The organism is Quyinboa mangrovi, assembly GCF_042219825.1.
GTDB lineage: Bacteria > Bacteroidota > Bacteroidia > Bacteroidales > UBA5342 > JBHJHP01.
In genome coordinates this window covers 243,269-268,880 of record NZ_JBHJHQ010000005.1, presented here as the reverse complement: position 1 = coordinate 268,880, position 25,612 = coordinate 243,269, and the positions used below count along the sequence as shown (strand labels likewise).

23 protein-coding genes are annotated in these 25,612 nt (G+C 39.3%); 10 read left to right on the top strand and 13 right to left on the bottom strand.

Features of this window, described 5'->3' with window-relative positions:
• Positions 1–6 precede the first annotated feature (6 nt).
• From ACE1ET_RS12410 to ACE1ET_RS12390, 5 genes are read right to left on the bottom strand one after another with little or no spacing between them, the layout of a single operon-like run.
• Positions 7–243, bottom strand: a complete 237-nt coding sequence (locus tag ACE1ET_RS12410; protein ID WP_375728731.1) for a hypothetical protein — start codon at positions 241–243, stop codon at positions 7–9.
• Between the two features lie 13 nt (positions 244–256).
• Positions 257–1,525, bottom strand: coding sequence for a Gfo/Idh/MocA family protein (locus ACE1ET_RS12405; RefSeq protein WP_375728730.1), 1,269 nt, complete (start codon positions 1,523–1,525; stop codon positions 257–259).
• 33 nt (positions 1,526–1,558) lie between these two features.
• Positions 1,559–2,353, bottom strand: coding sequence for an FAD:protein FMN transferase (locus ACE1ET_RS12400; RefSeq protein ID WP_375728729.1), 795 nt, complete (start codon positions 2,351–2,353; stop codon positions 1,559–1,561).
• Positions 2,354–2,367: 14 nt separating this feature from the next.
• Positions 2,368–3,843: a Gfo/Idh/MocA family oxidoreductase gene (locus ACE1ET_RS12395; RefSeq protein WP_375728728.1), complete on the bottom strand. Its 1,476-nt coding sequence runs from the start codon at positions 3,841–3,843 to the stop codon at positions 2,368–2,370.
• A gap of 42 nt (positions 3,844–3,885) precedes the next feature.
• Positions 3,886–5,253, bottom strand: a complete 1,368-nt coding sequence (locus ACE1ET_RS12390) for a 3-keto-disaccharide hydrolase (protein ID WP_375728727.1) — start codon at positions 5,251–5,253, stop codon at positions 3,886–3,888.
• 229 nt (positions 5,254–5,482) lie between these two features.
• Here ACE1ET_RS12390 and ACE1ET_RS12385 point away from each other — a divergent pair, with 229 nt between their 5' ends.
• The 3 genes from ACE1ET_RS12385 (at position 5,483) to ACE1ET_RS12375 (ending at position 9,530) form a co-directional block, all read left to right on the top strand.
• On the top strand, positions 5,483–6,139 hold the full coding sequence (locus ACE1ET_RS12385; protein WP_375728726.1) for a carboxypeptidase-like regulatory domain-containing protein: 657 nt from the start codon (positions 5,483–5,485) through the stop codon (positions 6,137–6,139).
• A 137-nt stretch (positions 6,140–6,276) separates the two neighbouring features.
• Positions 6,277–7,170, top strand: coding sequence for a DUF4249 family protein (locus ACE1ET_RS12380; protein WP_375728725.1), 894 nt, complete (start codon positions 6,277–6,279; stop codon positions 7,168–7,170).
• 17 nt (positions 7,171–7,187) lie between these two features.
• Positions 7,188–9,530 (top strand): TonB-dependent receptor, encoded by a 2,343-nt coding sequence (locus ACE1ET_RS12375; protein WP_375728724.1) that lies wholly within the window; start codon positions 7,188–7,190, stop codon positions 9,528–9,530.
• Here ACE1ET_RS12375 and ACE1ET_RS12370 read toward each other — a convergent pair.
• A complete protein-coding gene (locus ACE1ET_RS12370; protein WP_375728723.1) occupies positions 9,527–10,567 on the bottom strand; it encodes a nucleoid-associated protein in 1,041 nt (346 codons plus the stop codon). The genes ACE1ET_RS12375 and ACE1ET_RS12370 overlap by 4 nt on opposite strands.
• A gap of 749 nt (positions 10,568–11,316) precedes the next feature.
• Between ACE1ET_RS12370 and ACE1ET_RS12365 the strand changes: the two genes are divergently transcribed.
• From ACE1ET_RS12365 to ACE1ET_RS12345, 5 genes are read left to right on the top strand one after another with little or no spacing between them, the layout of a single operon-like run.
• A complete protein-coding gene (locus tag ACE1ET_RS12365; RefSeq protein ID WP_375728722.1) occupies positions 11,317–11,637 on the top strand; it encodes a hypothetical protein in 321 nt (106 codons plus the stop codon).
• A gap of 9 nt (positions 11,638–11,646) precedes the next feature.
• The gene (mutL, locus tag ACE1ET_RS12360) at positions 11,647–13,515 is read left to right on the top strand and encodes a DNA mismatch repair endonuclease MutL (protein ID WP_375728721.1); all 1,869 of its coding nucleotides are present in this window, start codon (positions 11,647–11,649) and stop codon (positions 13,513–13,515) included.
• Between the two features lie 29 nt (positions 13,516–13,544).
• Complete coding sequence (locus ACE1ET_RS12355; protein ID WP_375728720.1) at positions 13,545–14,294, top strand: rhomboid family intramembrane serine protease; 750 nt, start codon at positions 13,545–13,547, stop codon at positions 14,292–14,294.
• Positions 14,294–15,184, top strand: a complete 891-nt coding sequence (locus ACE1ET_RS12350) for a rhomboid family intramembrane serine protease (RefSeq protein WP_375728719.1) — start codon at positions 14,294–14,296, stop codon at positions 15,182–15,184. The genes ACE1ET_RS12355 and ACE1ET_RS12350 overlap by 1 nt, the downstream gene beginning before the upstream one ends.
• Positions 15,185–15,206: 22 nt before the next feature.
• Positions 15,207–16,301, top strand: coding sequence for an endonuclease/exonuclease/phosphatase family protein (locus ACE1ET_RS12345; RefSeq protein ID WP_375728718.1), 1,095 nt, complete (start codon positions 15,207–15,209; stop codon positions 16,299–16,301).
• A 172-nt stretch (positions 16,302–16,473) separates the two neighbouring features.
• Here ACE1ET_RS12345 and ACE1ET_RS12340 read toward each other — a convergent pair whose 3' ends face one another.
• The 7 genes from ACE1ET_RS12340 to ACE1ET_RS12310 form a co-directional block, all read right to left on the bottom strand.
• Positions 16,474–16,902 (bottom strand): putative signal transducing protein, encoded by a 429-nt coding sequence (locus tag ACE1ET_RS12340; RefSeq protein WP_375728717.1) that lies wholly within the window; start codon positions 16,900–16,902, stop codon positions 16,474–16,476.
• A gap of 22 nt (positions 16,903–16,924) precedes the next feature.
• Positions 16,925–17,575 (bottom strand): HD domain-containing protein, encoded by a 651-nt coding sequence (locus ACE1ET_RS12335; RefSeq protein ID WP_375728716.1) that lies wholly within the window; start codon positions 17,573–17,575, stop codon positions 16,925–16,927.
• Positions 17,568–18,512, bottom strand: a complete 945-nt coding sequence (locus tag ACE1ET_RS12330; RefSeq protein WP_375728715.1) for a hypothetical protein — start codon at positions 18,510–18,512, stop codon at positions 17,568–17,570. Before ACE1ET_RS12330 ends, ACE1ET_RS12335 begins: the two co-directional genes overlap by 8 nt.
• Positions 18,513–18,537: 25 nt before the next feature.
• On the bottom strand, positions 18,538–19,281 hold the full coding sequence (gene lptB, locus ACE1ET_RS12325; protein ID WP_375728714.1) for an LPS export ABC transporter ATP-binding protein: 744 nt from the start codon (positions 19,279–19,281) through the stop codon (positions 18,538–18,540).
• 117 nt (positions 19,282–19,398) lie between these two features.
• Positions 19,399–20,103, bottom strand: a complete 705-nt coding sequence (gene pepE / locus ACE1ET_RS12320) for a dipeptidase PepE (protein ID WP_375728713.1) — start codon at positions 20,101–20,103, stop codon at positions 19,399–19,401.
• Between the two features lie 472 nt (positions 20,104–20,575).
• Positions 20,576–21,787, bottom strand: coding sequence for a glucose/galactose MFS transporter (gene gluP, locus ACE1ET_RS12315; RefSeq protein ID WP_375728712.1), 1,212 nt, complete (start codon positions 21,785–21,787; stop codon positions 20,576–20,578).
• 24 nt (positions 21,788–21,811) lie between these two features.
• The gene (locus tag ACE1ET_RS12310; protein ID WP_375728711.1) at positions 21,812–22,876 is read right to left on the bottom strand and encodes an aldose epimerase family protein; all 1,065 of its coding nucleotides are present in this window, start codon (positions 22,874–22,876) and stop codon (positions 21,812–21,814) included.
• Between the two features lie 271 nt (positions 22,877–23,147).
• Here ACE1ET_RS12310 and ACE1ET_RS12305 point away from each other — a divergent pair, with 271 nt between their 5' ends.
• Both ACE1ET_RS12305 and ACE1ET_RS12300 read left to right on the top strand, forming a co-directional pair.
• Positions 23,148–24,866: a sodium:solute symporter gene (locus ACE1ET_RS12305; RefSeq protein WP_375728710.1), complete on the top strand. Its 1,719-nt coding sequence runs from the start codon at positions 23,148–23,150 to the stop codon at positions 24,864–24,866.
• 11 nt (positions 24,867–24,877) lie between these two features.
• On the top strand, positions 24,878–25,573 hold the full coding sequence (locus ACE1ET_RS12300; protein WP_375728709.1) for an NUDIX hydrolase: 696 nt from the start codon (positions 24,878–24,880) through the stop codon (positions 25,571–25,573).
• The last annotated feature ends 39 nt before the right edge of the window (positions 25,574–25,612 follow it).

The following is a 25,612-nucleotide window of genomic DNA, read 5'->3' as shown; positions in this document are numbered from 1 at the left end:
ATTAGATTATTTGCGTTTTAGTGATTTGAGAATAAGAATTATGATGAGCCTAAATACGCCGGTTGAAACGTACAGGATTGCGCATATTGTCAATACATAAAACAACGAGGTGTATAGCTCGGACCACTCAGTGTGGTATGTGATGATGGCATACACATTCGCCAGAAAACTCAGAATAAACAATGAAGCAAAAACGATAAGTTCAGTTTTCAGATGTTTTGGTGTGATTGTTATATTTTTCATTTCCCGTTATTTTTCAGATGTTATAGATTTCAGGCAACGTGATTTTTTGACCGGTATCAATTGCCTGTTCAGCCATTAAGGTCCAGATGCTTGATTGATATCCTTCTTTGGTTATCCATTCAGGTGCCGATTTGGCTTTTACCCGCTCCACGAAAAAGATCAGTTGTTCTTTGGTTCCATCTCCCTGCTTTTTAGTGTAGATCTCTTCTCCATTGTATTTTACGGCTGTTTCAGGAACCCAGCTTGAGTTGCCCAATGGAATGCTGTTGAATAGTCCCTTTTCAATGTCATTGACCAGCTGCAGAATGCCGGGAGCGGCAGGCGGTGTTTCAGAGAAATACCGGTTTGTTTCAAGTTCCATGGTACCTTTATCTCCCATAATCTGTTCTTCCAGTCCATATTTACGGTTGCTGGTCATAGAATCATAAATAAATTGTGTGTTGTCAGGATAGGAGAAAATCAGAGCTACATTATCTTCCACTTCACGTCCGTCGTTCCAGAATCGAAGGCTTCCGGTTCCCATAACCGAAACAGGTGTTTGCTGCAATACCCAGTTAGCGACCTGAAGTTGATGTGACATCAGTTCCGTCAGTAAACCTGCCGAAGAATCTTTATATAGACGCCAGTTGATTTTCTTTTCCAGCTCAGGGTGCCCTTCGGGAACTGATCGGCGCCAGCTGTTGTTCCGGTGCCAGTACGCTCTGATTTGTCCAATTGTTCCTAAATCACCTGCATGAATGCGTTTAATGGCGGTCTGATACACAGGGTCATATACGCGTTGATGGCCAATCAGTAATATTGATCCGGTTTTCAGATGGGTGTCGTACATGGCTTTGGTATCTTCGGGTGTTCTGGCCATGGCCTTTTCACAGAATACATGTATCCCTGCTTCCATACAGTCAATGGCGATATGTGCATGTTCATGCAATGGTGTGGCAATGAGTACACCGTCCGGATGTTCAAATTTTATTAGCTTCTTATGGTCATCATAAGTTTTAGGTTTGACGCTTGCATCAGAACAGGTTTTTAAGGCCCTTTCAAGGCTCGGTTCATAGTTATCGCACAAAGCAATGAGTTCAAAATCTGAATTTTCTTTTTGGTTTAGCAGTAACCACAACAAATGATTTCCCCTGCTTCCGGTTCCAATAAAAGCCAACCGGACTTTTTTATTGCTGTTTGTGATGGCAAACGTTTTTGCAAAAGGTGATGCGGCAATGGTCAGCCCGGCAACGGCCAGTGAACTGTTCTTTATAAATTCCCTTCTGCTTTTTGTTTTCGTCATTGGTTCAAATATTTTTTAGGATGATCCGAACGGTTAGTTCCCGTAAATCACCTGTTTTATATTAAAATTCTGAAGTATTTTTTCGTTTGATTCTTTCGGCGCAACAAAAAGTGCAGTAGATAAAACCTCGGCATCAAAAGCGCTGTCAGCCTGCACACAAATCATTTTTTTGTTATTTGAAATTTTATGTGTCAACGGATCAGAGATATGAGCTTTAGTGCCATGCAGTCCGCTGATCGAAACGGCATCATTATTCATCTGTAGTGTATGTGGCATTTGTTTCTGATCATGAAAGGACAAGGGCCAGTAAGCACCGTGTGGGTGCTTCCCTAAAGTAAGAAGAGAACTTTCGCCAAAACTGATCAGGGCATTTTCAATGCGATAATTTTTCAGGATGTTTTTTATGTGATCCAGAGCAATGCCTTTACCAACACCTCCAAGATCAATTGTTGTGTCAGGATGTTCGAATTTTACCGCTAAGGTTTTCTGATCCAGTAAGACCCTGGGAATATCTATTCCGGTTATTGTTTTTTTTATGGTGTAACACACATCAAAATAACCCAGTGTTAGCTGATTAAAACGTATACATTGATCAAGAATATTAAATAATGTTTTAGAAAGGGGAACCCAATTCTTATGAGCCTCAAGGTTTACATTATAAAGTTCTGCTTTAGGATCAAACCGACTCATCAATTTTTCCAGCATCTGAGTTTTGGTCATAATCTGTTCGGCCACCTCATTAAAAATAACGTTATCACAACCATACATTAAAATTTCCATCCGGGTGTGCATGGCATAAAATGACGTGTGATGAAGCTTTTTCTGCATAATTAGACCGATCGTTACAGCTTATAGAACTCTTCCCAATCCTTTCTCGGTGGTGTGCCTTTCAGCATCTGATTGGCAAGCTTATGATTTACTATTTTTTTGCGTTGGCGGTCAAATTCCAGCTTTACATTCAGTTTTTGGGCTATGACCCCTAGGCAGAAAACCTGGCTGAGTGGTGCTGCTATTTCAAAAGGGGACCTTGTTTTTTCGTTGCCTTTTACAGCCAGAAGGAAGTTCATAAAATGATCGGAAGGACTTTCCGGAATCTCGGGTAATTTCCCGGCCATTTCTTTCGCTTTATCAGGCGGAATAATCGACAGGGTGCTGCTGTGTGAACCACCTTTAAAAATGAGATCCTTACTGTAAATAATTTTACCCGGGTTGAGTTTAAACCCTGAGTCAAGGCCACCGTTCAACGGTGGTGGAATGTTTGGGTCAAGCTCTAATTTTCCGTACCCTTCGGGTAGAACAGGTTGATTGTCCAGCCCATCCTGCCAGGTTACGGTTAAAGCAGGCATGCCTTTGCGTGCAGGGAATTTAAAATCCAGTGTGGTGGATTGAGGATAAAAGAAATCGTTATGACCTTTCAGATAAATCGGATCAATCTCTTCAGGCAAACCGAGATCAAGAAACTGATGGGCGGAATCCAGGATGTGTGCACCCCAGTCACCAAGGGCTCCCATGCCAAAGTCGTACCAGCATCGCCATTGCCCGTTTACAAAATCCTTGTGGTAATTATGATATTGCGATGTTCCAAGCCATGTGTCCCAGTCCAGTGTGTCAGGTACAGGCTGACCTTTAGGAAATGCTGTTATTGAGGTGTCCCAGCCATGCCAGCGCCTTGGGTTGTTCATGTGTGCCACAACTTTTGTGACATCCTTAATAATGCCGTGTTCCACCCATGATTTAAACTGGAAATAGTTGGCGCCTGAATGCCCCTGGTTTCCCATTTGGGTCACCACACCATATCGTGCGGCTGCATCCATCATCAGCTCAGATTCCTGAAAAGTGCGCGATAACGGTTTTTCCACATATACATGCTTCCCCAGCGACATAGCCAGCATGGTAATGGGAAAGTGCGAAAAATCAGGTGTGCCGATGCAGACCGCATCAATATCGTTGGCCATTTTGTCGAACATTTTCCTGAAGTCTTTGAATTTTGGAACTTTAGAATACGTGTTCATATTTTCCAGCGTTTGTGGTGCTCCCATGTCGGTATCGCACATCGCCACGTTATTTACCATGCCGGTATTCATGAAGGTGCGGAGGATATCGCCACCGCGGTTTCCAATGCCGCAAAATGCCATATTGATTTTTTCTCCGGGCGTTACGCTGCCCGGATGTACTAAGCTTCCCCGGGCATCATATATTGCCTTTTTAGCAAATAGTACACTGTTTGGAAGTATGGTGAGTGCACCCAATGTGAGCGCGCCCTTTCTAATAAAGTCTCTTCGCTGAATGGTACGGGATTTTTCTTTTTTGGAATTCATATTCGTCATGGTGTTGTGCTAAATTTTAATCGTCTGGTTTTGTTAATTCAATTCCTTGATTTTAATGTTTTTAAAAGATACAAAGTTGCCATGGTCCTGTAACAGGATCAGCCCTTTAACCGCTTCTCCAAATTTGGGCCATACCTTGTACTTGCTGTAAGCTACCAGTGCTCTCCATTCCTGAGTGTCACGTTTGTATTCAACTACTTTGCACCCGTTTAACCAATGTTCCACATGCTTTCCGTTTACAACGATTCTTGCTCTATTCCAACCGTTTGTATTAACATATTTTTCAGTGGGCAGATATGGTGCAAATTCTTTTCCGTTTGCCCGGATCAGGTCATACAATGATCCAACCGTACGGTTGCCGTTCACACCCATTTTTGCATCGGGGTGGTAGCGGTCGTCAAGAATCTGGAATTCACACCCAATTGCTGAACCTTCGCCTTTATTGAGATCAGTGTTGACAAAATACTTGATGCCGCTGTTGGCGCCTTTCGAGAATTTAAAATCAACTTCAAGAATGAAATTTCCGTAAGCAGAAGTGGTGACTATATCGCCTCCATTCGCAGATTCACCTCCGTTAGATGCCTGAACTGAAAGTATCCCGTCTTTTATGGTCCATCCGTTTTGAGGAAACGCATCCAGCTTCGCACCTCGCCATCCATTGGTCGTCTTACCATCCCACAAAAGCGTCCATCCATCAATAAATTCTTCGTTGGTCAGAGTATTCAGCATATAGTTTACCACAGGTGCGTCACTTGTAAATTCAAAATCCGGATCAATCTCTTCAATACTTATGTTACGCCATTGAATGGTTCTGCCTTCCTTAGCCTGGTCATTACCAATATCATGAACCTGTAAAGCAATAAAACCTGTCTCCACATCTTCTTCATACAAATTGGCGCATGGTATGCCATTTAACCAGGTCGCTATGCGGTTTCCACAGGCAATAACCTTTACTCTGTTCCATTCTCTGTTTTTATAGGCTTTTTTTGCCTGCGGATTATACTCCAACGGATAGCGCCAACCTTTTCTGGCTTCATCGTATATGCCACAGGACCATGAACGCGGAGAATCGTCCGCTTCCACCTGAAGGCCATGTACTCTTCCGTTTTGAAAATCTTTTGAACTATGGCTGCGGATCTGGACGCCGGAGTTTAAACCTTCATCCATTTTTATATCATATTCCAGAATAAAATTGGTGTACTGTTTTTTTGTGGCAAGGAAGGTATTGGGTGAACCAGTTTTTGAAATGCCTGTTATCATCCCGTCTTTGACTTTAAATTCGGCTGTACCGTTTAATTTTTCCCAACCTTTAAGATTTTTGCCGTTGAATAGTTCTTTGACTGTGGCATGCGTCAAAACCGAAGATGCAAATATCAAAAAGAAAAGCATGGTTCGTTTCATAGTAAATTGGTGTTCATTAGATTAATTGTTAATTCATAAAGATATCATAAATTATACAATTTTGTTGTGATTTCAACTCACTAACTGATGTATTAAAAATATACAGATTCTGCATCTATTTGGATGTTGTCTAACATTGAATGAAGTCTTTTTGGCACTAACGTTAAAAAATTGCCTGGCTGTAACCATTTCATGTATTGCCACGTTTTACAAACATTAGAGTTAATTTATGCGCTTTTTCTACGGATTCATTTTTCTATTTGGCATTGGTATAACCTTGGTTCAGGCTCAGACCGCGAATAAAAAGGTTGTAGCCGGTATTGTTTCGGATCAGAACGGGAAAGAACTGGTCGCCGTTAATGTGGTCAGCAAAAAGAAGGGTGTGGGAACCATAACCAATGATAAAGGATATTTTAAACTGGAAGTTGATGCACCGGACACCGTTGTGTTTATGTTTATGGGTATGCAGACAAGAAATCTGGTAGTGAATGACTCTTCAGAAACCATTCAGCTGGTTAATGTCATGCTTCAGACATCAAGTGTGGTTCTGAAAGAGGTTGAGGTAAGTCCGTTCTTATCGAAACACGATCTTTCGTATGATAAATTACCGATGGATGCTACTGAATCTACCCGGTATCAGTTGAGGCAACATGCAAAACATACAAATAAAACCTACTTTGAAACCGTTGGATTCAATTTTGCCCCGTTTTTGTTGAAGCAGGCCGGTAAATTAGGTGCTAAGATTGAAAAGGCAAAGGACTGGGAAACACTTCAGCGCATCAGTATTATGAAACAACAATATGCTATTCAGGGAGATTCTATCTTTTCAAAAGGCATCCCAATGGATTCTCTGCGACATCCAAGCCATGAGGTGTTTACAAAATAACCAATTGTATAAGTAAAGACTAAATTCCCGTTTTAATCGTTTCGATAGTGTTATTAACTTAATGCTATACCTTGAAATAAATGACAAAGCAATGTTGTAATTGTATTCAATACATTTTCCTGTTTAGTAAATTCACAATGCTTAGTATTGCTCTTAGTGTTGTCTTTTTAACTTCCTGTAAGAGTATTGTTGAAGAAGAGTTTCTGGTATTCCGGAAAGTACCTGTTATAAACAGTTTATTGATTGCAGATAGCATATTTAAAGTGAATATATCCTTTTCCGGTAATTTAACGGAGGTTGAATATCCATATGTTTCTGATGCTATTGTGATCATAAAAGGTTCTGATAATAATTCCGATACTTTAAATTATTCAGATAAAGGAACATATATAAGTGATGAAACGGTTGGAATACATAAACAATATTTCTGTCTGGTTAAAATTCCCGGTTACAACGATGTCGTAGCCGAAGCTTTCGTGCCTGAGCCAGGAATAGTTTCAAATGTGGTTTTTAGAAAAGATGCAGGAAGAGGAGAAGAAACTGAGCTTGTCTCTTCTGTGGAGTTTGATTTAAACAATATACCGGATGAGAAGAGGTATTGGGAGGTGAATTTTATTGAAAGGGGCATCTTTAGTGAATATGATTTTATTCAAAGAAAGGTGGTGGATTCATATAAAACTATTCATCATGATATTTATTTTAATCCTGATGAGATTGAAATACTGAAAAATGAAACGCCTCCCTATAATGTATTCTCAAATCATACCATAAATAAAAGCATATATCATGTAAAATTCTATTTCACAGAGTATTCGGTTGATCTTGAGTCAGGAAGGAATTTTTATATTGAATTGCGGAATGTTGATGAGTCATATTATGAGTTTCAAAAACAGTATTATTTGTATGAGATGGCTGCTAATGTTGGTTTGGGCAATTCAAACAGTAATTATCCATTATATACTAATATTGAGAATGGCTTAGGTTTATTTACTTCATATTCAACTACTTATGCGGAGGTTTTTGTGAAATGAAACTTTGTTCCTTTAATTTGAGATTTCTGTTTATCGCATTGCTTCTTGTAAACGCTGCTTTAGCTCATTCTTCAGATATCAGGTTGTCCGGTTTTGTAAAAGATTCGGTTACTAATGAGGTATTAACAGGTGCGAATATTTTTGAAACTGATCAGTTAACGGGAACGACAACGGATAATAAAGGATTTTTCAGTTTAAACATTACAAATGCTGCCAGTCTTTCTTTTTCATTTACAGGGTACCAAAGTAAAACAGTTCAGTTAAACAGTAATTCAGATACTTTTTTGGTTGTATTTCTTATTCCGGGTAAAGAACTTTCAGAGATATCAGTAAATGCAAACCGCAATCTCAGAGCTAATATAACGCATTTGTCAGCGTATGATTTCAAACGAATTCCTGTTTTGGGTGCAAAACCGGATATTATTAAAACGTTGCAATTACTGCCCGGTGTACAGGCACAATCGGAAGGGATGAGTTTATTTAATGTACGTGGTGGAGAGCCTGGGCAAAATCAATATCTTCTGGATGATGTGCCTTTGATTTATGTAAATCATTTTGGTGGTTTAACATCTGTGTTTAACCCGGAGATGATAAATTCCGTGGATTTTTATATGGGCAGTTTCCCTGCGCGACATGGAGGTAAATTATCTTCAATTGTTGATATAACTCAAAAAGAAGGGAACTTGTCAACGTTTGTAGGTTCATACAGTATCGGTTTAACGGATGCTTCGTTTAGTCTTGAGGGACCACTGATCCGTGATAAGCTAAGTTTTATTATTTCAGCTCGTAAAACGTTGATCGATTTTTTGTTAGCTGGAATTTCCACAGTTGATGATGTCAATAATTCAATCGTTTCTTATGGATTTCACGATGTAAATGCTAAACTTTCATGGAAACATGATGAAAGGAATACGTTTAATTTTAATTTGTACCAGGGAGATGATTATTTTAATTTCTGGGGCAAGCCTTGGGAGCTGGAAAAGAATGAGAGCAATCGTATTAGCCAAGTTTGGGGGAACTGGTTGTTATCGGGGAACTGGAAAAAAATAATAGGGGATCATTTGTTTGTTGAGAATCTGTTGTCATATACAAAATACAGGAATAAAAGCAAACAGACCTATAAAAGTATGTTTGATGCTGAAAAGGAAGTATTCGTTTTTAAAAACAGTTCATCTGTAAATAATTTATCTGCTAAATCCATTTGGAAATATGCAATGACAAGGTATATGTTTTTGGAGTTTGGGAATGAAACAAATTACATGATCTATGAACCTGGTTATTATTATAATTCTACAGCTCAATACCAGGTCACAAGTTCTGTATATCATACCTTCAAAACAACATTTTTTATTGACAATATCATTGATGTCAGCCCGTCTGTTGAAATCCGGCCTTCATTGCGATTTAATCTTTATATAAATAATAATATCCTTTATCCGGATTTTGAACCACGCGTTAATTTTAGGTTTAAATTGGCAGACAGTCAAAATCTTGAACTAAATTACATGAGAGTAATGCAGTATGATCATTTAATACACATTCAGGATCAAATCATAAAAAGTGAAATCTGGTTACCGTCAAGTTCAGAAAACCCATCGCAGTTATCCGATCAATTGTCGGTAAGTTGGATGAGTAGCATTGCAAAGGATATACTGAAATTAGAAGTGAGTCTCTATTATAAGAAGATGGATAATCTTGCGCGTTTAAAAATGGGCTATGAAAATGCATTGGGCTTAACAGATATTGAGCATAAATTGCTGCGTAATGGTAAAGGTGCCGCGTATGGTTCAGAAATTATACTAAGTAAAAATAAGGGGATTTTAACTGGTTCTGTTGCTTACAGTTTTACTGAATCTAAAAGAAGTTTTGCCGAAATAAATAAGGGAGAGTTTTATGATTATGAGTATAATAGTCCACACACAATAACTTTGAATGCGAACAGAAAGCTAAACAGATACTGGAACTTTAATCTTGTTTGGACCTTCTCTTCAGGGTTACCATATACACCAGCTTCGGGAAAACATTTATTAATGGACCTAACCAATGGGAAAGTCACTGACGGTGTTGCAATTGACTATGAGGAATATAATAGTGGGAGAATGCAAAATTATCATCGGATGGATGTTGGTTTTACTTATGAGACCAAAACTAAAAAGGGGAATAAAGCTGTCTGGACTTTTTCTGTTTATAACCTGTATAACCGCATGAATCCATACAACTATTATTACGATGATGATAAATACTTAGATACGGGAGTAGAATATACAAAACCACTTAAGCTTTATAAAGTAACATGGTTTCCGATAATACCCAGCTTCTCGTACAAAGTTTTTTTTGATGACATTAAATTCAGAAACTAATTTTCGTAATCGAAATACAACTGGTAAAAATGCATTTTTTTCTGTTGGTCGTAGCCGCGCTCAATCAGTTGCTTGTTTCCATGCACGTATACATGAAAATTTTTATCCAGTTTGATGACTGACTTAAAAAACCGTTTGTGCTTTTTTACGGCATCAGGCTCAATGGAAAACGCATCTTCCAGGGGTATCTGCCGTTCATTTTCATAAAACTCACGATAATCCTCAAAAGCCTTGATTGTTTCAGGGTTTTCAATCACCTGTGATTCAAAGTCAGATAAATCGAAATCTTTGTTTTTGCCAAAATAATCGATGGAACGGTTCAGCATGTCGGCCTGTTCACTACGGTCAACACGGTTCTCTGCATTGTATACATCGGTAACAAAATCCTTGCACAGCGACAAATAATTCTGGGTCATGAAAAAGTTGTCTTCGCGCGGAATCAGACCCAGGAAATCGGTCTTCCAGTACACCGCTTCATCTCCTTTTGAGATGGAATCCACGATGGAAATGATGTATTCACCTGTTTCCTGGTTGCGGAAAATAAGGGCGCCTTTATCCAGCTTCTTAATGCTGATCCCTTCTTTGGGTTCAATACCGAATTTCTGATCACCAGTGTATACTTTCAGATAAGTTTCTTTGGTTTCTGATTTGAATAAACCGATACAACGGTAGGCTTCACCATAGAGTTTTACATTGTCGATGTTGGCTACATAAAAGTCTCCGGCTTTTATCTTAGAGTGCGTGGATGTTTCGTACAACAGCTCTGCCAGTTTTTTCGAAGATCCGATAATGGTTTCTGCATTTTCAAATATCTGATCCACTTCCTGTATAACGGGATTGATATCCGGGTCCGCAAAATTATACTGAATATCAGGCTTAAATGTTTTCAGAAAATACTGAAGGAGCAAGGGAGATAAAGGATGGTCTTGCTGCAGTGAGAGCAGATTTTCTGATAATTCACAGCCTTCGTCGTAAGGCTTGTAACCAATATGGTGGACAATAAGTTGGCGTATAGTAGCTTCGTTGTAATCGATCATAATTTGAAAATTTCAACAAAAATGGGATATAAAATTGAAATGACATGAAATAAGCGGAATGTTTTTGAAGGCATAGTTTATAATGCCACCAGTTCCGGAGTTTTGTGTTATTTCAGGGTGCGTTTAACAATAATGACATCTCTCAGGGATTGCGTGACCCATATTGTTCGCAATCAGTTGTGCTTATAACATTCCGGCGGGGATTACAGGAATTAAATGTGGAGAACAGTTCCGTTACTAACCTTTTTCGTAAACCCGAAGGGTTGATATTATTGTAACTGTAATCAATGAGCGGTTTACAGAAATCCCGAAGGGATGGCATTATGTTTTGAGGAAATTACTTTTAATTGGGATATGGCAATTGTCTATTGGCATTAACTTCTGAAAAATTCGGAACAGGTAATTGTAATCTCAAAATACTGTTGTCCGGTTAAAGCTTCAGAGATTCCTCGCTACACCCGGAATGACAAGCAGTTGCTGGCTGTTGGGCTGGAGGATGTGTTGGTTTGCTACAGATTCGAAAACCAACACCTCCTCCAGACCCATATGAACCTAAAAGACTGTCATTCTGAGCGTAGTAAAATGAAGCGAAAAATCTTTAAGTAATATTGATCTTTAGCTGGTCAACAATAATCTCAAAATATCGCTTAAAGCTTATTTTGAAAAACATTTGGTGTAATTTATCACAACCTTTTGCAAAAATTAACAACCATTGTTTGTATTTTTGTAGTTTAAAGAAAACACGTTATATGGGATTTTATCTTTTCAGAACACCGAAGCCACGAACATTTGAGCATGTGCCGATCTACTATGACGAATCGAAAGAGCGTCTTAAACAGATGCAGCGTCAGGCAGATCTTGAAGCCGGAAAGCTCTCCAGTGATGAGTATGTGCCAAATATAAAGGGTAAATTCCGTAAGAACTGGCATAATACGTATACCAGTTCCGCAAGAAACGAAAAGCGGAAGTCCAATTTGCGTCTTGTGGCTATCATAGCCGTATTATTTTTTATTGCCTGGTTGATCCTGAATTCAGACTTTAGCATCTTAAACGTGTTCTGGGAAAAATAGCTCCAGCTTATGACTGATATAATCAAGCTTTTACCCGATTCCGTAGCTAACCAGATTGCTGCAGGTGAGGTCATACAACGTCCTGCGTCTGTAGTAAAGGAATTGGTTGAAAATGCTATTGATGCAGATGCCACTCAAATTACAGTTATTATTAAAGATGCCGGAAAAACCCTGATACAGGTTATTGATAATGGAAAGGGGATGTCTGACACCGATGCACGGATGTCTTTCGAGCGGCATGCTACATCCAAGATTACGGATGCCACTGATCTGTTTAATATACACACCAAAGGATTTCGTGGTGAGGCTTTGGCTTCTGTTGCGGCCATTGCACACGTGGAAATGAAAACACGGCAGGTAGGCGCTGAACTAGGCAGCGTTCTCGATATTAACGGATCAAAAGTTGAACGACAGGAACCGGTTAGCTGTCCGCAGGGGACCAACATCAGTGTGAAGAACCTGTTTTTTAACGTTCCGGCAAGACGAAAATTTCTTAAATCGGCTTCTACAGAATTCAGACATATACTCAATGAGTTTCAGCGTATTGCTCTTGTTGCCCCCGATACGACATTTAAATTATACCATAACGAAGAGGAAATACTTGATTTGCCGTCGGGAAGTATTCGTCAGCGCATCGTTGGTGTATTTGGTAAACCACTGAATCCAAAACTGGTATCGCTCGAAGTGGAGACATCCATAGTGAAGATTTCCGGTTTTATCGGAAAACCTGAATTTGCTCGGAAAAAATTCGGGGAACAATTCTTCTTTGCCAATAACCGCTACATGCGTCATCCTTATTTTCATAAGGCGGTGATGGACGGCTATGGTAATATTCTGCAACCAGAGACCATCCCCAGTTATTTTTTGTATCTGGATGTTGATCCTGCATCGGTGGATGTGAATATACATCCTACAAAAACCGAAATAAAATTTGAAAATGAACAGGCTATCTGGCCTATTTTAATGGCAGCAGTAAGAGAAGCATTGGGGAAATTCAACGTGGTTCCCTCTATTGACTTCGACCAGGAAGGTGCCATTGATATTCCTGTTCTGCATAAAGATACGGAGATTAAGATTCCGGTGGTACATACCAACCCGGAGTATAATCCGTTCAGATCAACCGGAACAAAGACTTCATCAGGTTCTTTCGAAACACCGTCGAAACATATTCCAACGGACTGGGAAAAGTTGTATGCCGATTTTGAAGACGAAACTGAATCAGAGAAAAATGAGGATAAAGATTTTGGATCAACCGTTGAACCGGAAATAAAACAGGCTGAAAAACTTTTTGATGAGGAAGAGCAAACGGTTCGAACCGAGCAATCTTTTTTTCAGTACAAGAATAAATACATCATAACTTCAGTGAAATCCGGTCTGATGCTGATCGATCAGCACAGGGCGCATTCACGCATTCTTTTCGAAAAATATCTTAAAAATATTGAGGACAACAGAGTCATCTCCCAGAAACTACTGTTCCCTGAAACCATTGAAATAAGCGCGGGAGACGGTGTTATTCTTGAAGAAATAAAAGATGTACTGGCTTGTTTAGGCTTTGACGTAGAGCGATTTGGAAAGAACACTTTTGCTATTAACGGTGTTCCTTATGAAACAGGAAATGTTAACGCCGTTGCCCTGCTGGAACAATTGATAGAAACTGCATCAGAGCAGGGCAGGAGCGTTAAAGCAGACTTGTCGCAATCTTTGGCACGTATATGTGCGGGAGCTGCAGCTATTCAGTACGGTAAAAAGTTATCTGAATCTGAAATGCAGGACATGGTCGATTCCCTGTTTGCCTGCTCCATGCCGAATTATTCTCCGGACGGTAAGTTGATTCTTACAATTCTGGAGGATACCGAACTGGAAAGGCATTTAAAATAATGGATTAAATTTGTTGAAAAATTTTATATATGCAACGATCTCTTTTAAGCTCAGCACCGGTGGTTAAAAACCTGATTATCATTAATGTGATTTTCTGGATTGCCAGTATAGTTCTGTTTAATACCTTTGGTATTCAGCTCGAACAATATTTGGGACTGCATTATTTCAGATCCCAACAATTTATGCCGCATCAGCTTATAACTTATATGTTTATGCACAGTTATATGCACATGGCTTTGGGGCATATCTTTTTTAATATGTTTGCCCTCTTTATGTTTGGCGTTATGCTGGAACGGGTTTGGGGATCTAAGCGTTTTTTACAGTATTATCTGATTACAGGAATAGGTGCAGGATTGGTTCAGATGCTTGTGTATTATATCAGGATAAGTTCGCTTGAAAAAGGAATAGATCCTGAGACGATTCAAAATATATATAAAAATGGTTGGTCCATTCTTCAGGAAGGAAAAAATTATTCTAACGAGGTATTGGCGCAACTTAACCTAATGGTTAATACCTCGACAATTGGTGCATCAGGTGCGGTTTTTGGTATACTTCTGGCATTTGGTATGTTGTTTCCAAATACTCAATTAATGCTGTTGTTTCCACCAATTCCTATTAAAGCAAAATACTTTGTGATAGGTTATGGCGTTATTGAGTTGTTTGCAGGAGTTGCTAATCGTTCAGGTGATAATGTGGCACATTTTGCGCACCTTGGAGGGATGTTGTTTGGATTCTTCCTGATCCGTTACTGGAATAAAAATACGAAAAACTTCTATTAATGAGTATCTGGGACGAAATAAAGGAATCGTTTAAAAAGGGTAGTATCGTTACCCGCATACTCTATGTGAATATCGGGGTATTTATTTTTCTCCGATTGGCAGATGTTGTTTTTACACTTTTTGGTTTGGAAACAAATCAATGGATTTATCCCTTAAATCTGGTTGAGATTTCGGCAGATTTGAATGTTTTGATGACAAAACCCTGGACGGTTATTACCTACATGTTTGCTCAGTTTGATTTTTTGCATATTCTGTTTAATATGTTAATTTTCTACTGGTTTGGGCGGTTCTTTTTGACGATCTATAATGAAAAGCAGCTCCTCGGACTTTATATAACTGGAGGGTTGGCAGGTGCACTATTATATATATTAGCCTATAATTTTATACCTTTCTATTCAAAAGATTTAACCAGAGAAATGTTAGGGGCTTCTGCCTCGGTGCTGGCAATTGTGGTTGCCGTTGCGGTGACTGCTCCCAATAACGAAATTAACCTGATATTTATCGGTCCTGTTAAAATGAAGTATCTGGCTTTATTTACGGTGGTTATAGATCTGATAAGTGTTACCGGCGATAATGCCGGCGGACATATTGCACACCTGGGCGGTGCTGCCTGGGGTTGGATGTATGTAATGGCCTTTCAAAAAGGGAATGACATGGGTAAATTTGTAAATATTATTATAGACAGTATTGTTTCCATTTTTAAACCGAAACGTAAGAAGATGAAGGTAAAATGGAACCGTCCGGTAACTGATATTGATCAGGAATACAGAGATCAGCGCGCCGCAAAGGAACATGAGATTGACGCAATACTGGAGAAAATAAAAAAATCGGGTTACGACAGCCTGACAAAGGACGAAAAACAAAAATTGTTTCAGGCCGGAAATCATTAGTTTGGATCAACCTTAATTGAAAATGAAAAAGTTTATACGAAGAACTTTTCTGATCTTTAATCTGCTTGCAGTACTCTTACTGCTGGTGGCTTACCTGGCTCCGGTTGTGAATCCCCGTACATTTGTAGTGCCAAGTTATCTCGGTTTGGCTTTTATCTATATTGTGGTTCTGAACCTGCTTTTTGTGATTATCTGGATCTTCGCATCAAAGTGGTATTTTATCATTTCTTTGCTTGTGCTTATGCTGGGTTACAATGTGTTGAACCGCTCAGTGCCGTATAGAACAAATGAGACTAAAATAACAGAGCCTGGTGCATTTAAACTGATGAGTTTTAATGTCAGGGTATTCAACCGGTACGGGTGGACGGCTGATGGCGACCCGGATGATGTGGCACGTTTTGCTAACAACCAGAATCCTGATATCATTTGTTTACAGGAATTTGGCGTCAATAACAGGTCAAAGACTCATTCTGAAAAGGCTGTTCTTCGTCTTTTTTCGCGCTGGAAATATCACTATTTTGAATTTGGGGAGCCCGGAACCAGTGGTTACCGTCAGGGGCTAGCAATATTCTCGAAATATAAGATTCTGAGGACCGGTAAATTGCCGGATGGCGATAATGATAATTTTACCATTTATGCTGATATTGAAAAAGATAATAAAGTGATCCGGTTGTTTACAAGTCATTTGCAGTCCATTAATATGTCTGGTAAGGAGTACCTGGTTTATGACATTCTGAAGGATCCGACTAACAGTGAAAAGGTTCGGCATGAAATGGGCATTTTTCGCTGGCACATGAATGCGGCTTATAAGCAGCGTGCTGTTCAGGCTCAGACATACCGGAAGTATATTGATGCATCTCCGTATCCTGTTGTTGTTTGCGGCGATTTTAACGATACTCCTGTGTCTTATGCTTATCGCAAGATTAAAGGTGATCTGATTGATACATATATAGAATCCGGTAACGGTATTGGATCAACGTATAACGGACCATACCCGCTTTTGCGGATCGACTATATTTTTATAGATAAGCGATTAACCTCCAATGATTTTAAACGGTATAAAGTCGATTTATCCGATCACTACCCCATTAGTTGTTATATTGCATTTAAGGAGTAAATTCGATATCGTCAAATCCCCCGTCAATTGTGAGAATCAATTGACGCCCCCTTTTTCTAAGGGGGAAAAGTAAGTTGTAACAATATTTGTTGATTGTCCTCCTTGAAAAGGAGGTGTCCCGACGTTTTAGTCGGGACGGAGGATTTAGGGTAGAGATTTTATATTTTTTGCTTTATTTCTTCCCTTTAAACTCATTCCCACAGCTTTTACAATAGTAGTATGTGGCATTTGAAAACGGAAAGGTCGCCAGTGCTACACTCAGCAATCCCAGAAAAAATCCTTTAATGCCTTTTGTGTTGCCGAATCCGGTTTCGATTTTATCTGAATGGCATTTAGGGCAACGTAAGACAGTTCCTGACTCATCGGTAAAAGGAGTATTATGGATTTCTCTGTAAATTTGCAAAGCTTTTTCTTTATCCGCTTCACGGACTTTTACTTTTATACCACCTACAAACTGGTTATAGTGTGGACCCAGATTTGAGGTGTTTTCATCAAACACATGACACTCAATTCCTTCACTTTCGAGTTTCGATTGTAGCAGGTGTGCATGAAATGAGTCGTTAAAAACTTCCAGTGTAACCAGTTCGTTGGGATTTTTCATGGGTGTTGATTTTAAGTATTAATTACATTTCGCCGTTCCACTCCTTGTAAAACCTGTCAAGATATGTTTCCATAAACCGGTGGCGTTCTTCAGCCATGGCTTTACCGGTTTTTGTGTTCATCAGATCTTTCAGATGTAGCAGCTTGTCATAAAAATGATGTATGGTTGGTGCTTCTGATTTGGTATATGCATCGTATGTGTCGGCATCAGACTGGTTAAAATCCGGGTCATGGATTAACCGGTTCTTAAACCCTCCGTAATTAAATGTTCGGGCAATACCAATAGCCCCTATTGCATCAAGACGGTCGGCATCCATCACCACTGCCAGTTCCGGGGTAAGTTCTGATTTTTTATTCAGGTTTTTCCGGAATGAAATGTGTTCAATGATGTAGAGTACCTCTTGGATTATATCCGGATCAACTTTTTGGGAGGCAAGAAAATCACCTGCCAATTTTCCGGCAAGTTTTTCATCTCCTCCGTTTAGTTTAGCATCTGAAATATCATGTAAAAGTGCGCCAAGAAGAACAACAGTTTTATTACAATGTTCCTTTTCTGCAATAGATTCAGCAGTTCTATATACCCTGTAGGTGTGCCACCAGTCGTGACCTGATTCATTTCCCGACAGTTCCTGTTTTACAAAGGCAATGGTCGATTTAATCAGATTGCTATTCATTCATAATGCGGTAAGTTACTCCGATAAATTTCATGGGTGCATTAAATTCAAATATCAGTTTATCTGTTTCCATCAAAACCGGAAAGAAAAAACTTTGTCCTCCGAATGTGGTTTTATAGCTGTATTTTATGCCTGTTTGGGCCATCTGCGGTGTGTAAATATACACAGTTTTATCTTTTACACTTTCAAAGCCTGCTTCCAGCATAAGCTTTTTTTCGGCTGGAAATTCCACTGTAACTTTGTCGCCGGGTTTAACCGTCTGAGGAAAAGATATATTGGTAACATCATATGTTCTGGAAATCGGTTTTGGGATATAAGTGGTTGAAATATCCTTTTCGTTGAATATTTTACCTTCTTCCGGCTCCTGCCATTTTTCAGGTGAAAACTTTTTTGCTTCAAATCCTGCCTGATGCCAGTTCCCTACAATATTTTTCTGTGCATCGAATGCGAAAGTGATATAGGTTTTACCTCCAACCGCTTCCGTAGCGTAATTATTGGCTTTTTGACGGTAGCATTCAAACTCCTTATTGCTGTAGACTAAAATGTCGTTGTTTATTTTTAACGATATTGCCAGCTTGTTATTTTCAAAATCATGGGGCGAATCCGGCGTTAGGCATACAGTCAATGCATTTTTCCCTTCAATAAGAAATTTGCGAATATCGGTCACAAACACGTGTGGATCGTCGACAGAGGCACTTGGATCTCCATCATAAATCACAAAATAGTTGTTGACCCAAAATTGTAATCTGCCGGTTGCAGCAATTTTTAGTGGTGCCGATTCTATCGAGTCCTTAAGTTTGAACTCGGTTTTAAAATAATAATCCGTCAATACGGTATCTTCTGTTTCCGGATAACCTATCCAGTATGGTACTTCTTCCTTTGCAGCTTTTGCAAAAGGTGTTGCAAGGATAAAAAGTAGCAGAATAAATTTGTACATCGTAAGGTTTTTGTTTCGTTTGGGATTAACGTCTGAGTTCAAAATTTTCTCCAAGGTACACCTTGCGAACCATTTCGTCGTTTGCCAGGTCTTCTGCTGAACCGGATTTTAAAATTCTTCCTTCGAAAAGCAGATAGGCTCTGTCGGTAATGGAGAGTGTTTCATGAACGTTATGGTCAGTAATTAAGATTCCAATATTTTTATCTTTCAATTTCGATACAATGGTCTGAATATCTTCAACAGCAATCGGATCTACGCCGGCAAACGGCTCATCCAGCAGGATAAATTTCGGACTGATAGCCAGGGCCCGCGCTATTTCGGTTCGTCTTCTTTCACCCCCGGAAAGTCTGTCTCCGGTGTTTTTACGAATATGACCCAGCCCGAATTCGTCTATCAGCTCTTCCATTCTTGCTTTTTGATCAGGCTTTGGGATTTTAGTCATCTCCAGCACAGAAAGAATATTATCTTCAACTGTCATTTTGCGGAATACAGAGGCTTCCTGAGCAAGGTATCCCAACCCTTTTTGGGCTCTTTTGTACACCGGCAGTTTTGTAATCTCTTCGTCATTCAGAAAGATTCTTCCATGGTTTGGTGTAATTAATCCTACCGTCATGTAAAATGTGGTTGTTTTTCCAGCACCATTTGGTCCCAGCAGACCCACAATTTCACCTTGCTGAACATCAATGGAAACCTTATTGACAACGGTTCTGTTCTTGTAGATTTTTACCAGATCTTCGGTTCTGAGAATCATCCTATCGTAGTCACTCATAGAGAAAACAATTTTATCGCTGTTTTAAAATCTGTACGAATATAAGCAAAATTACCAAGGCGCATGGATACTTTATGTTGTATGCTTGAACGGAGCTCTGTTATAAATTCTTAAAAATTAGTTTAACAGGAAACTGAAATTATCTTCTGAAGATAATTCCAAAGGTTCTTTCCCAAATTTAAAAATTCTGCATGTTTTAGGTCCTTTTAAAATGATGCTATCATTAGTAACCAAAAACATAGTGCTTTCACGTAGTCCGGCAACCCAGATTTCGGGGTGCAATACTGTAAATTCATTGATACGTTGTTCTCTTGTTTCACCGGCATGACCGTCCGGGTTGGCATCCATGTAATGCGGGTTGATCTGAAAAGGAATTAGATTAAGCGTTTTGAAGGATTTTGGCTCAGTAACCGGCATGTCGTTGGTAGTCATCAGTGTGGGGCATGTGATGTTTGACCCGGCACTCCAACCTACATATTTTATGCCTGAAACAACTCTTTCGCGGATAACTTCCATCAGATTTTGGTTATACAACTCTGCTACCAATTGAAATGTATTTCCGCCACCTACCATAATGGCGTCAGCGTCTTTTATTGCTTTTACCTGATCCGGAAACGTATGTATTCCTGTTACTTTTAATCCCGCTTTACTAAGGCTTTCGTTTACTTTCTCTGTGTAAGTGTCATACGAAAACCCAACAGCAGCAAAAGGAATGAATACAATTTTGCTACTCCCGCTAAGAAACTTTCTGATCTCTTCTCTGGGATATTCCAGGTATGCTTCTCCGGCATTGGTTGAATTGCTGATTAATAAAAGTTGCATGTGCTTGTTTTTTTACAAAAATACAATTTTAAAAGGCATAGAAAATATCTGTCAATTTAAACCGGGTTAATTTGAAAGGTTGTGACGTGAAATTTTAGTCGTGGGTCGTTAGTCGTTGAACGTAAAAGGGAGAAAAATTAATAACCCCGGATAAATGAACAAAGTGAATGCCATACGTTATCAATGAAGAATTATGAATGGACATTCCTGATATAGGTCAACCTACTAAAAAGTCATTAACGCGTGATTCAAAGTTTTTAATTCCCTGAAATTTGCAATTTTAATTACATTTAATTTAGGAGGATCCTCCTAAAATATTAAATCTCTGATTTGTATTTTTCGGGACTCGGTTCTTGATTGTTGTGTCTAAAAAACAAGGCTGCACGTTTAAACGATTTAGCGAAATACTATTTTTATATGCAAAAAGAAAGCGGAACGAAACGTCCCGCTTTCAAAATATTTTAACAGATGTTTATCTGATTTTTGATCCTTTGGTTGCAAAGAAGATCAGGTAAGCATAATAAATGAAAATTGCGCTGACTGCTGCAATAACTGTTCCTGTTGCTGTCTGAATACCACCCATGATAGGCATCAGAATTGCTGCACCAATAACAGATGTAGCAATTACACCTGAAGCAACATCTGAATGAGGTCCCAAATCTTCAAGTGCAAGACTGTAGATGACCGGCCACATGATGGAGTGGAACAAACCTGTTCCAAGGAATAACCACATGCTGATGTTTCCGGACATAGCAATACTTCCGCCAAGCAATGCTGCACCACCTAAAGCACAAATCGAGAGGATCAGGTTTGGTTTGAATTTGTTCAGTACGAAGATACCGATCAAACGGCCAACCATTAAACCACCCCAGTAGAATTTCAACATATCTGTTGTTGAAGTCTCAATGACAGCACCTTTTTTAGCGGCAAAGTCTGCAAAGAAACTTGGGATACCAATCTCAATACCCATGTAAACAAAAATAGCTAGTGAGCCGAGCCAAACGTGCGTATATTTAAATGCACTTGATTTGTAATTTCCTGTTTTTCCTTCTTCTTCTTCTTTCTCTTTAATGTTTGGAAGTTTAAGGAATAACATAATGATAAGTATTACGGCTGTGGCAATACCAATACCAGTAAATGGACCAGCCACAATATCTTTAATTGCAGAATTATCCAATGTTTCACCCGGAGCAAGTTCCGGAGTAACAAGTAGTATGGAAACAAAAATAGGTGCAATAACGGTCGCAACTGAGTTTAATGCATTGGTTAAGGTTAATCGGCTTGCGGAACTCTTGGCGGGACCCAAAGCAACAACGTAAGGCGCTGCTGCAACCTGAAGGATCACAACACCAATTGCAAAAATTGATACAGCGCTTAGAAAGCCATAATATCCAAATCCAACACCAGGAATACTGGCAAAGAATCCAATGGCGATAAGTCCTAATCCGGTAAAAATTGAAAAGCGGTAGCCTATCTTGTTAATCAGGAAGCCAACCGGAATAGAAAGGATATAAGCGCCATAGAAAAAAGTGTTTGGAAGCTGTTTTTGCACATCATTCAGTCCAAACGCACTTTTAAGGAACTCAATAGTAGAGTTATTCATAGTTGTAATAAATCCGAACAGGAAAAACAACGATGCCATTACGATCAATGGAAAAAGATACTTGTTTTTTTCGTTTGTCATTGTTAAACTTATTAAGGTTAAATATTATTTAGTATAAAATTTATATACACATGAATGCAGATAAGTTTCACCCGGCCTAAGGATGACCGAAGGGAAATTTGCCTTGTTGGGTGAATCAGGGAAATGTTGTGTCTCAAGGCACAAGGCATGACGTTCGCCATATGTATGGCCATGTTTTCCGGTTCCCTGCTCATCTGTCCAGTTTGCGGAATAAAACTGAACACCAGGTTGTGTAGTGTAAACTTTCATGCCTCTTCCGGAAGCCTTTTCATAATAATCGGCAGCCAGTCCCGGTTCATTTTCTTTTTTGTCGATGACCCAGTTATGATCATATCCCTTCCCAAATTTCAGTTGCTCATCATCCTCGTTTATGCGTGATCCGATTACTTTGAACGAGGTGAAATCCATAGGTGTTCCTTTTACAGGTTTTATTTCACCAGTCGGAATAGATACATCGTCCATTGGAGTAAAATGCGATGCGTTGATCATCAGTTCGTGTCCTTCAATGCTTCCATTGCCTTCGCCTGCAAGGTTAAAGTAGGAGTGACCGGCAATGTTTATTGGAGTAGCCTGATCAGTTGTGGCTTCGTAATCCAGTTTCAATTCATTGTTATCTGTCAGCGTATATGTGACTGAAAATTCAACATTGCCCGGATATCCCATTTTACCGTCAGGATCGGAATAACTCATTTTTACAGAAGAACCATTGTTTAGTTCTTTAACAGGCTCACAGTCAAAAACCTTCATGCTATATCCTTCGAGTCCGCCATGCAGACTGTTTGGCCCGTTGTTGATCGGAAGCTGGTACGATTTTCCGTCCAATGTAAATTTTCCTTTGGAGATGCGGTTCGCGTAACGTCCACAAATGGCGCCAAAGTATTCATGCCCTTTAAAATAACCATCAATGGAGTCATAACCTAAAACCACGTCTGCAAATTCACCATTCCTGTCAGGTGCATAAATGCTTACAATTTTGCCTCCAAAGTTGCTTACCTGAACAACCATGCCATTTTTATTCTTCAATGTAATTAATCGGGTTTCTTTATCTTCCCACGTTCCTTTGAATAAAGATTCTTCCAGTATTTTCATAATAATTTATTGTAGTTTTCCAAATATTTTGCGAGTACCTGCAAATGTAGCAACTAATATTAATTGTACAAGGGCATTTTTCTATTCTGCAACATGTTTGCTAAAAGAAATCTGGAGCTATTTTGGTTGTTTTCAAAGTATTAATTTTATTTGCTCCAAATTGGAATCAAAATAAATTGCAACTTTATATTGTAGTTCGATATTTAAGTGTTACTTTTACACTTTTAATCTTGCAACATTAACGTATTAATTAACTAATGCAATAACTATTATGGCAACTTTAGATTGGATTGTTATTGGTCTTTTTGGCCTTGCTCTGGCCGGAATCATTGTTTGGGTTTTCCGTCAGAAGCAAACTAGTTCAGGCGATTACTTTCTGGCAGGTCGTGATGCAACATGGATTGCGATCGGTGCTTCGATTTTCGCCTCAAACATTGGTTCTGAACACCTGATTGGTTTGGCCGGTGCAGGAGCATCCAGCGGTATGGCGATGGCACACTGGGAAATTCAGGGTTGGATGATCCTTATTCTTGGATGGGTATTTGTACCGTTCTATTCACGTAGTATGGTAACTACCATGCCTGAATTCCTTGAAAAGCGATATAACAAGGAGTCCCGTTCTATCTTATCACTTATTTCACTTATCAGTTACGTGTTGACTAAAGTTGCTGTAACTGTTTATGCCGGTGGTATTGTATTCAAAAACGTTTTTGGAATTGAATCACTCTGGGGAATTGACTTTTTCTGGATATCGGCCATTGGTTTGGTACTGCTGACAGCTATTTATACTGTTATCGGTGGTATGAAATCGGTGTTGTATACATCAGTTTTGCAAACACCAATCCTGCTACTGGGATCTGTAATTATTTTGGTACTGGGACTTAAAGCTGTTGGAGGCTGGGAGGAAGTGATTCGCATTACAAGAGCAGTTCCTGTAAATGATTACGGAGATTCAATGGCGAACCTGATAAGGAGTAACCGTGACGAAAGCTTTCCATGGCTTGGGGTGTTGATAGGTTCTTCTGTTATTGGTTTCTGGTATTGGTGTACTGACCAGTTTATTGTTCAGCGTGTACTTTCGGGTAAGGATGAAAAAGAATCAAGACGTGGTACCATCTTTGGTGCGTATCTTAAATTAACACCGGTATTCCTGTTTATGATTCCTGGTATGATTGCATTTGCACTGGCACAGAAAGGTGTGGTGATCAATGGTAAAGTATTTGAACTGACAACTGCTGATGCAGCTTTCCCAACCTTAGTAGCAACCCTGTTGCCGGCAGGTGTCAAGGGACTTGTTGTTTCGGGTATCCTTGCAGCACTGATGAGTTCACTGGCATCATTGTTTAACTCATCTTCCATGCTGTTTACCATAGACTTCTATAAAAAATTCAAGCCGACGGCTACAGAAAAGAAACTGTTGCAGGTTGGAAGAATAGCTACGGTCGTGGTAGTAGTTTTAGGAATTTTGTGGATACCGATTATGCGCTCTATAGGTAATGTATTATATACCTATCTGCAGGATGTTCAGTCAGTTCTGGCTCCTGGTATTGCAGCTGCTTTCCTTTTGGGTATTCTTTCTACTAAGCCTACGCCTAAGGGTGGTATGTGGGGTATGATCGCAGGATTTATTATCGGCGTTATACGTTTAGGAGCTAAAGTTCTATATTCATCCCTGGCGAAAGCGGACGGATTTACAGATGTAAAATTATGGGCTGCTGAACATGGTGTTCACAATTGGTTCTACGGATTATTTTACGATGTTAACTGGTTATTCTTCAGTGGTGGTATGCTTATATTCAGTATGCTTGTTATTCTGGTGGTAAGTGCATTTACAAAACCTGCTCCTGCAGAACAAATTGCTGGTCTGACCTTTTCTTCTGTTACAGCAGAACAGAAGGCTGCGACTCGTGCAAGCTGGAATCAGTGGGATATAATTAACTCTGCTATTATAGTTGGTATCACAGTAGCATTCTATATTTATTTCTGGTAAAATCGTAATAAATGGTAGAATTTTACAGAAAGGAACATCAGTTTATTCTGGCAGTTGACTGTATTATTTTCGGATTCGATGATGAAGGACTCAAACTGCTTTTACTTCAACGAACTTTTGAACCGGCCAAAGGACAGTGGTCATTGATGGGTGGTTTTATTAAGGAGGACGAAAGTGCAGATGGTGCTGCTGCCAGAGTACTGAATGAACTTACTGGTTTAACCGATGTATATCTTGATCAGTTACAGGTTTTTAGTGAACCGGAAAGGGATCCTGGCGCACGTGTAATATCACTGGCTTATTCTGCTTTAATCAATATTGAATCATACGATAAGGAATTGGTTAAAAGTCATAATGCCCACTGGGTGCAGCTGGATGAGTTGCCGGAACTGATTTTCGACCATTATAAAATGGTTGATAAAGCTTTAAAACGGTTAAGAAGAAAAGCAGCCAGTCAACCGATAGGTTTTAATTTGCTTCCTGAGAAGTTTACATTAACGCAGTTACAGCGTCTATACGAAGCAATATATCAGCGAGAAATGGATAAACGGAATTTCAGAAAAAAAATATTATCGATGGGTGTTCTTGAAAAGCTGGAAGAGAAAGACAAGATTTCTTCAAAAAGAGGTGCTTTCCTGTACCGTTTTAACGAGGAGAAATATAATGATCTGTCGGATGAAAGTTTTTCGTTCGGTGTGCCGGTTTAATCTGTATAACTTTTTACCTCATTATAGAAAATTATTCGG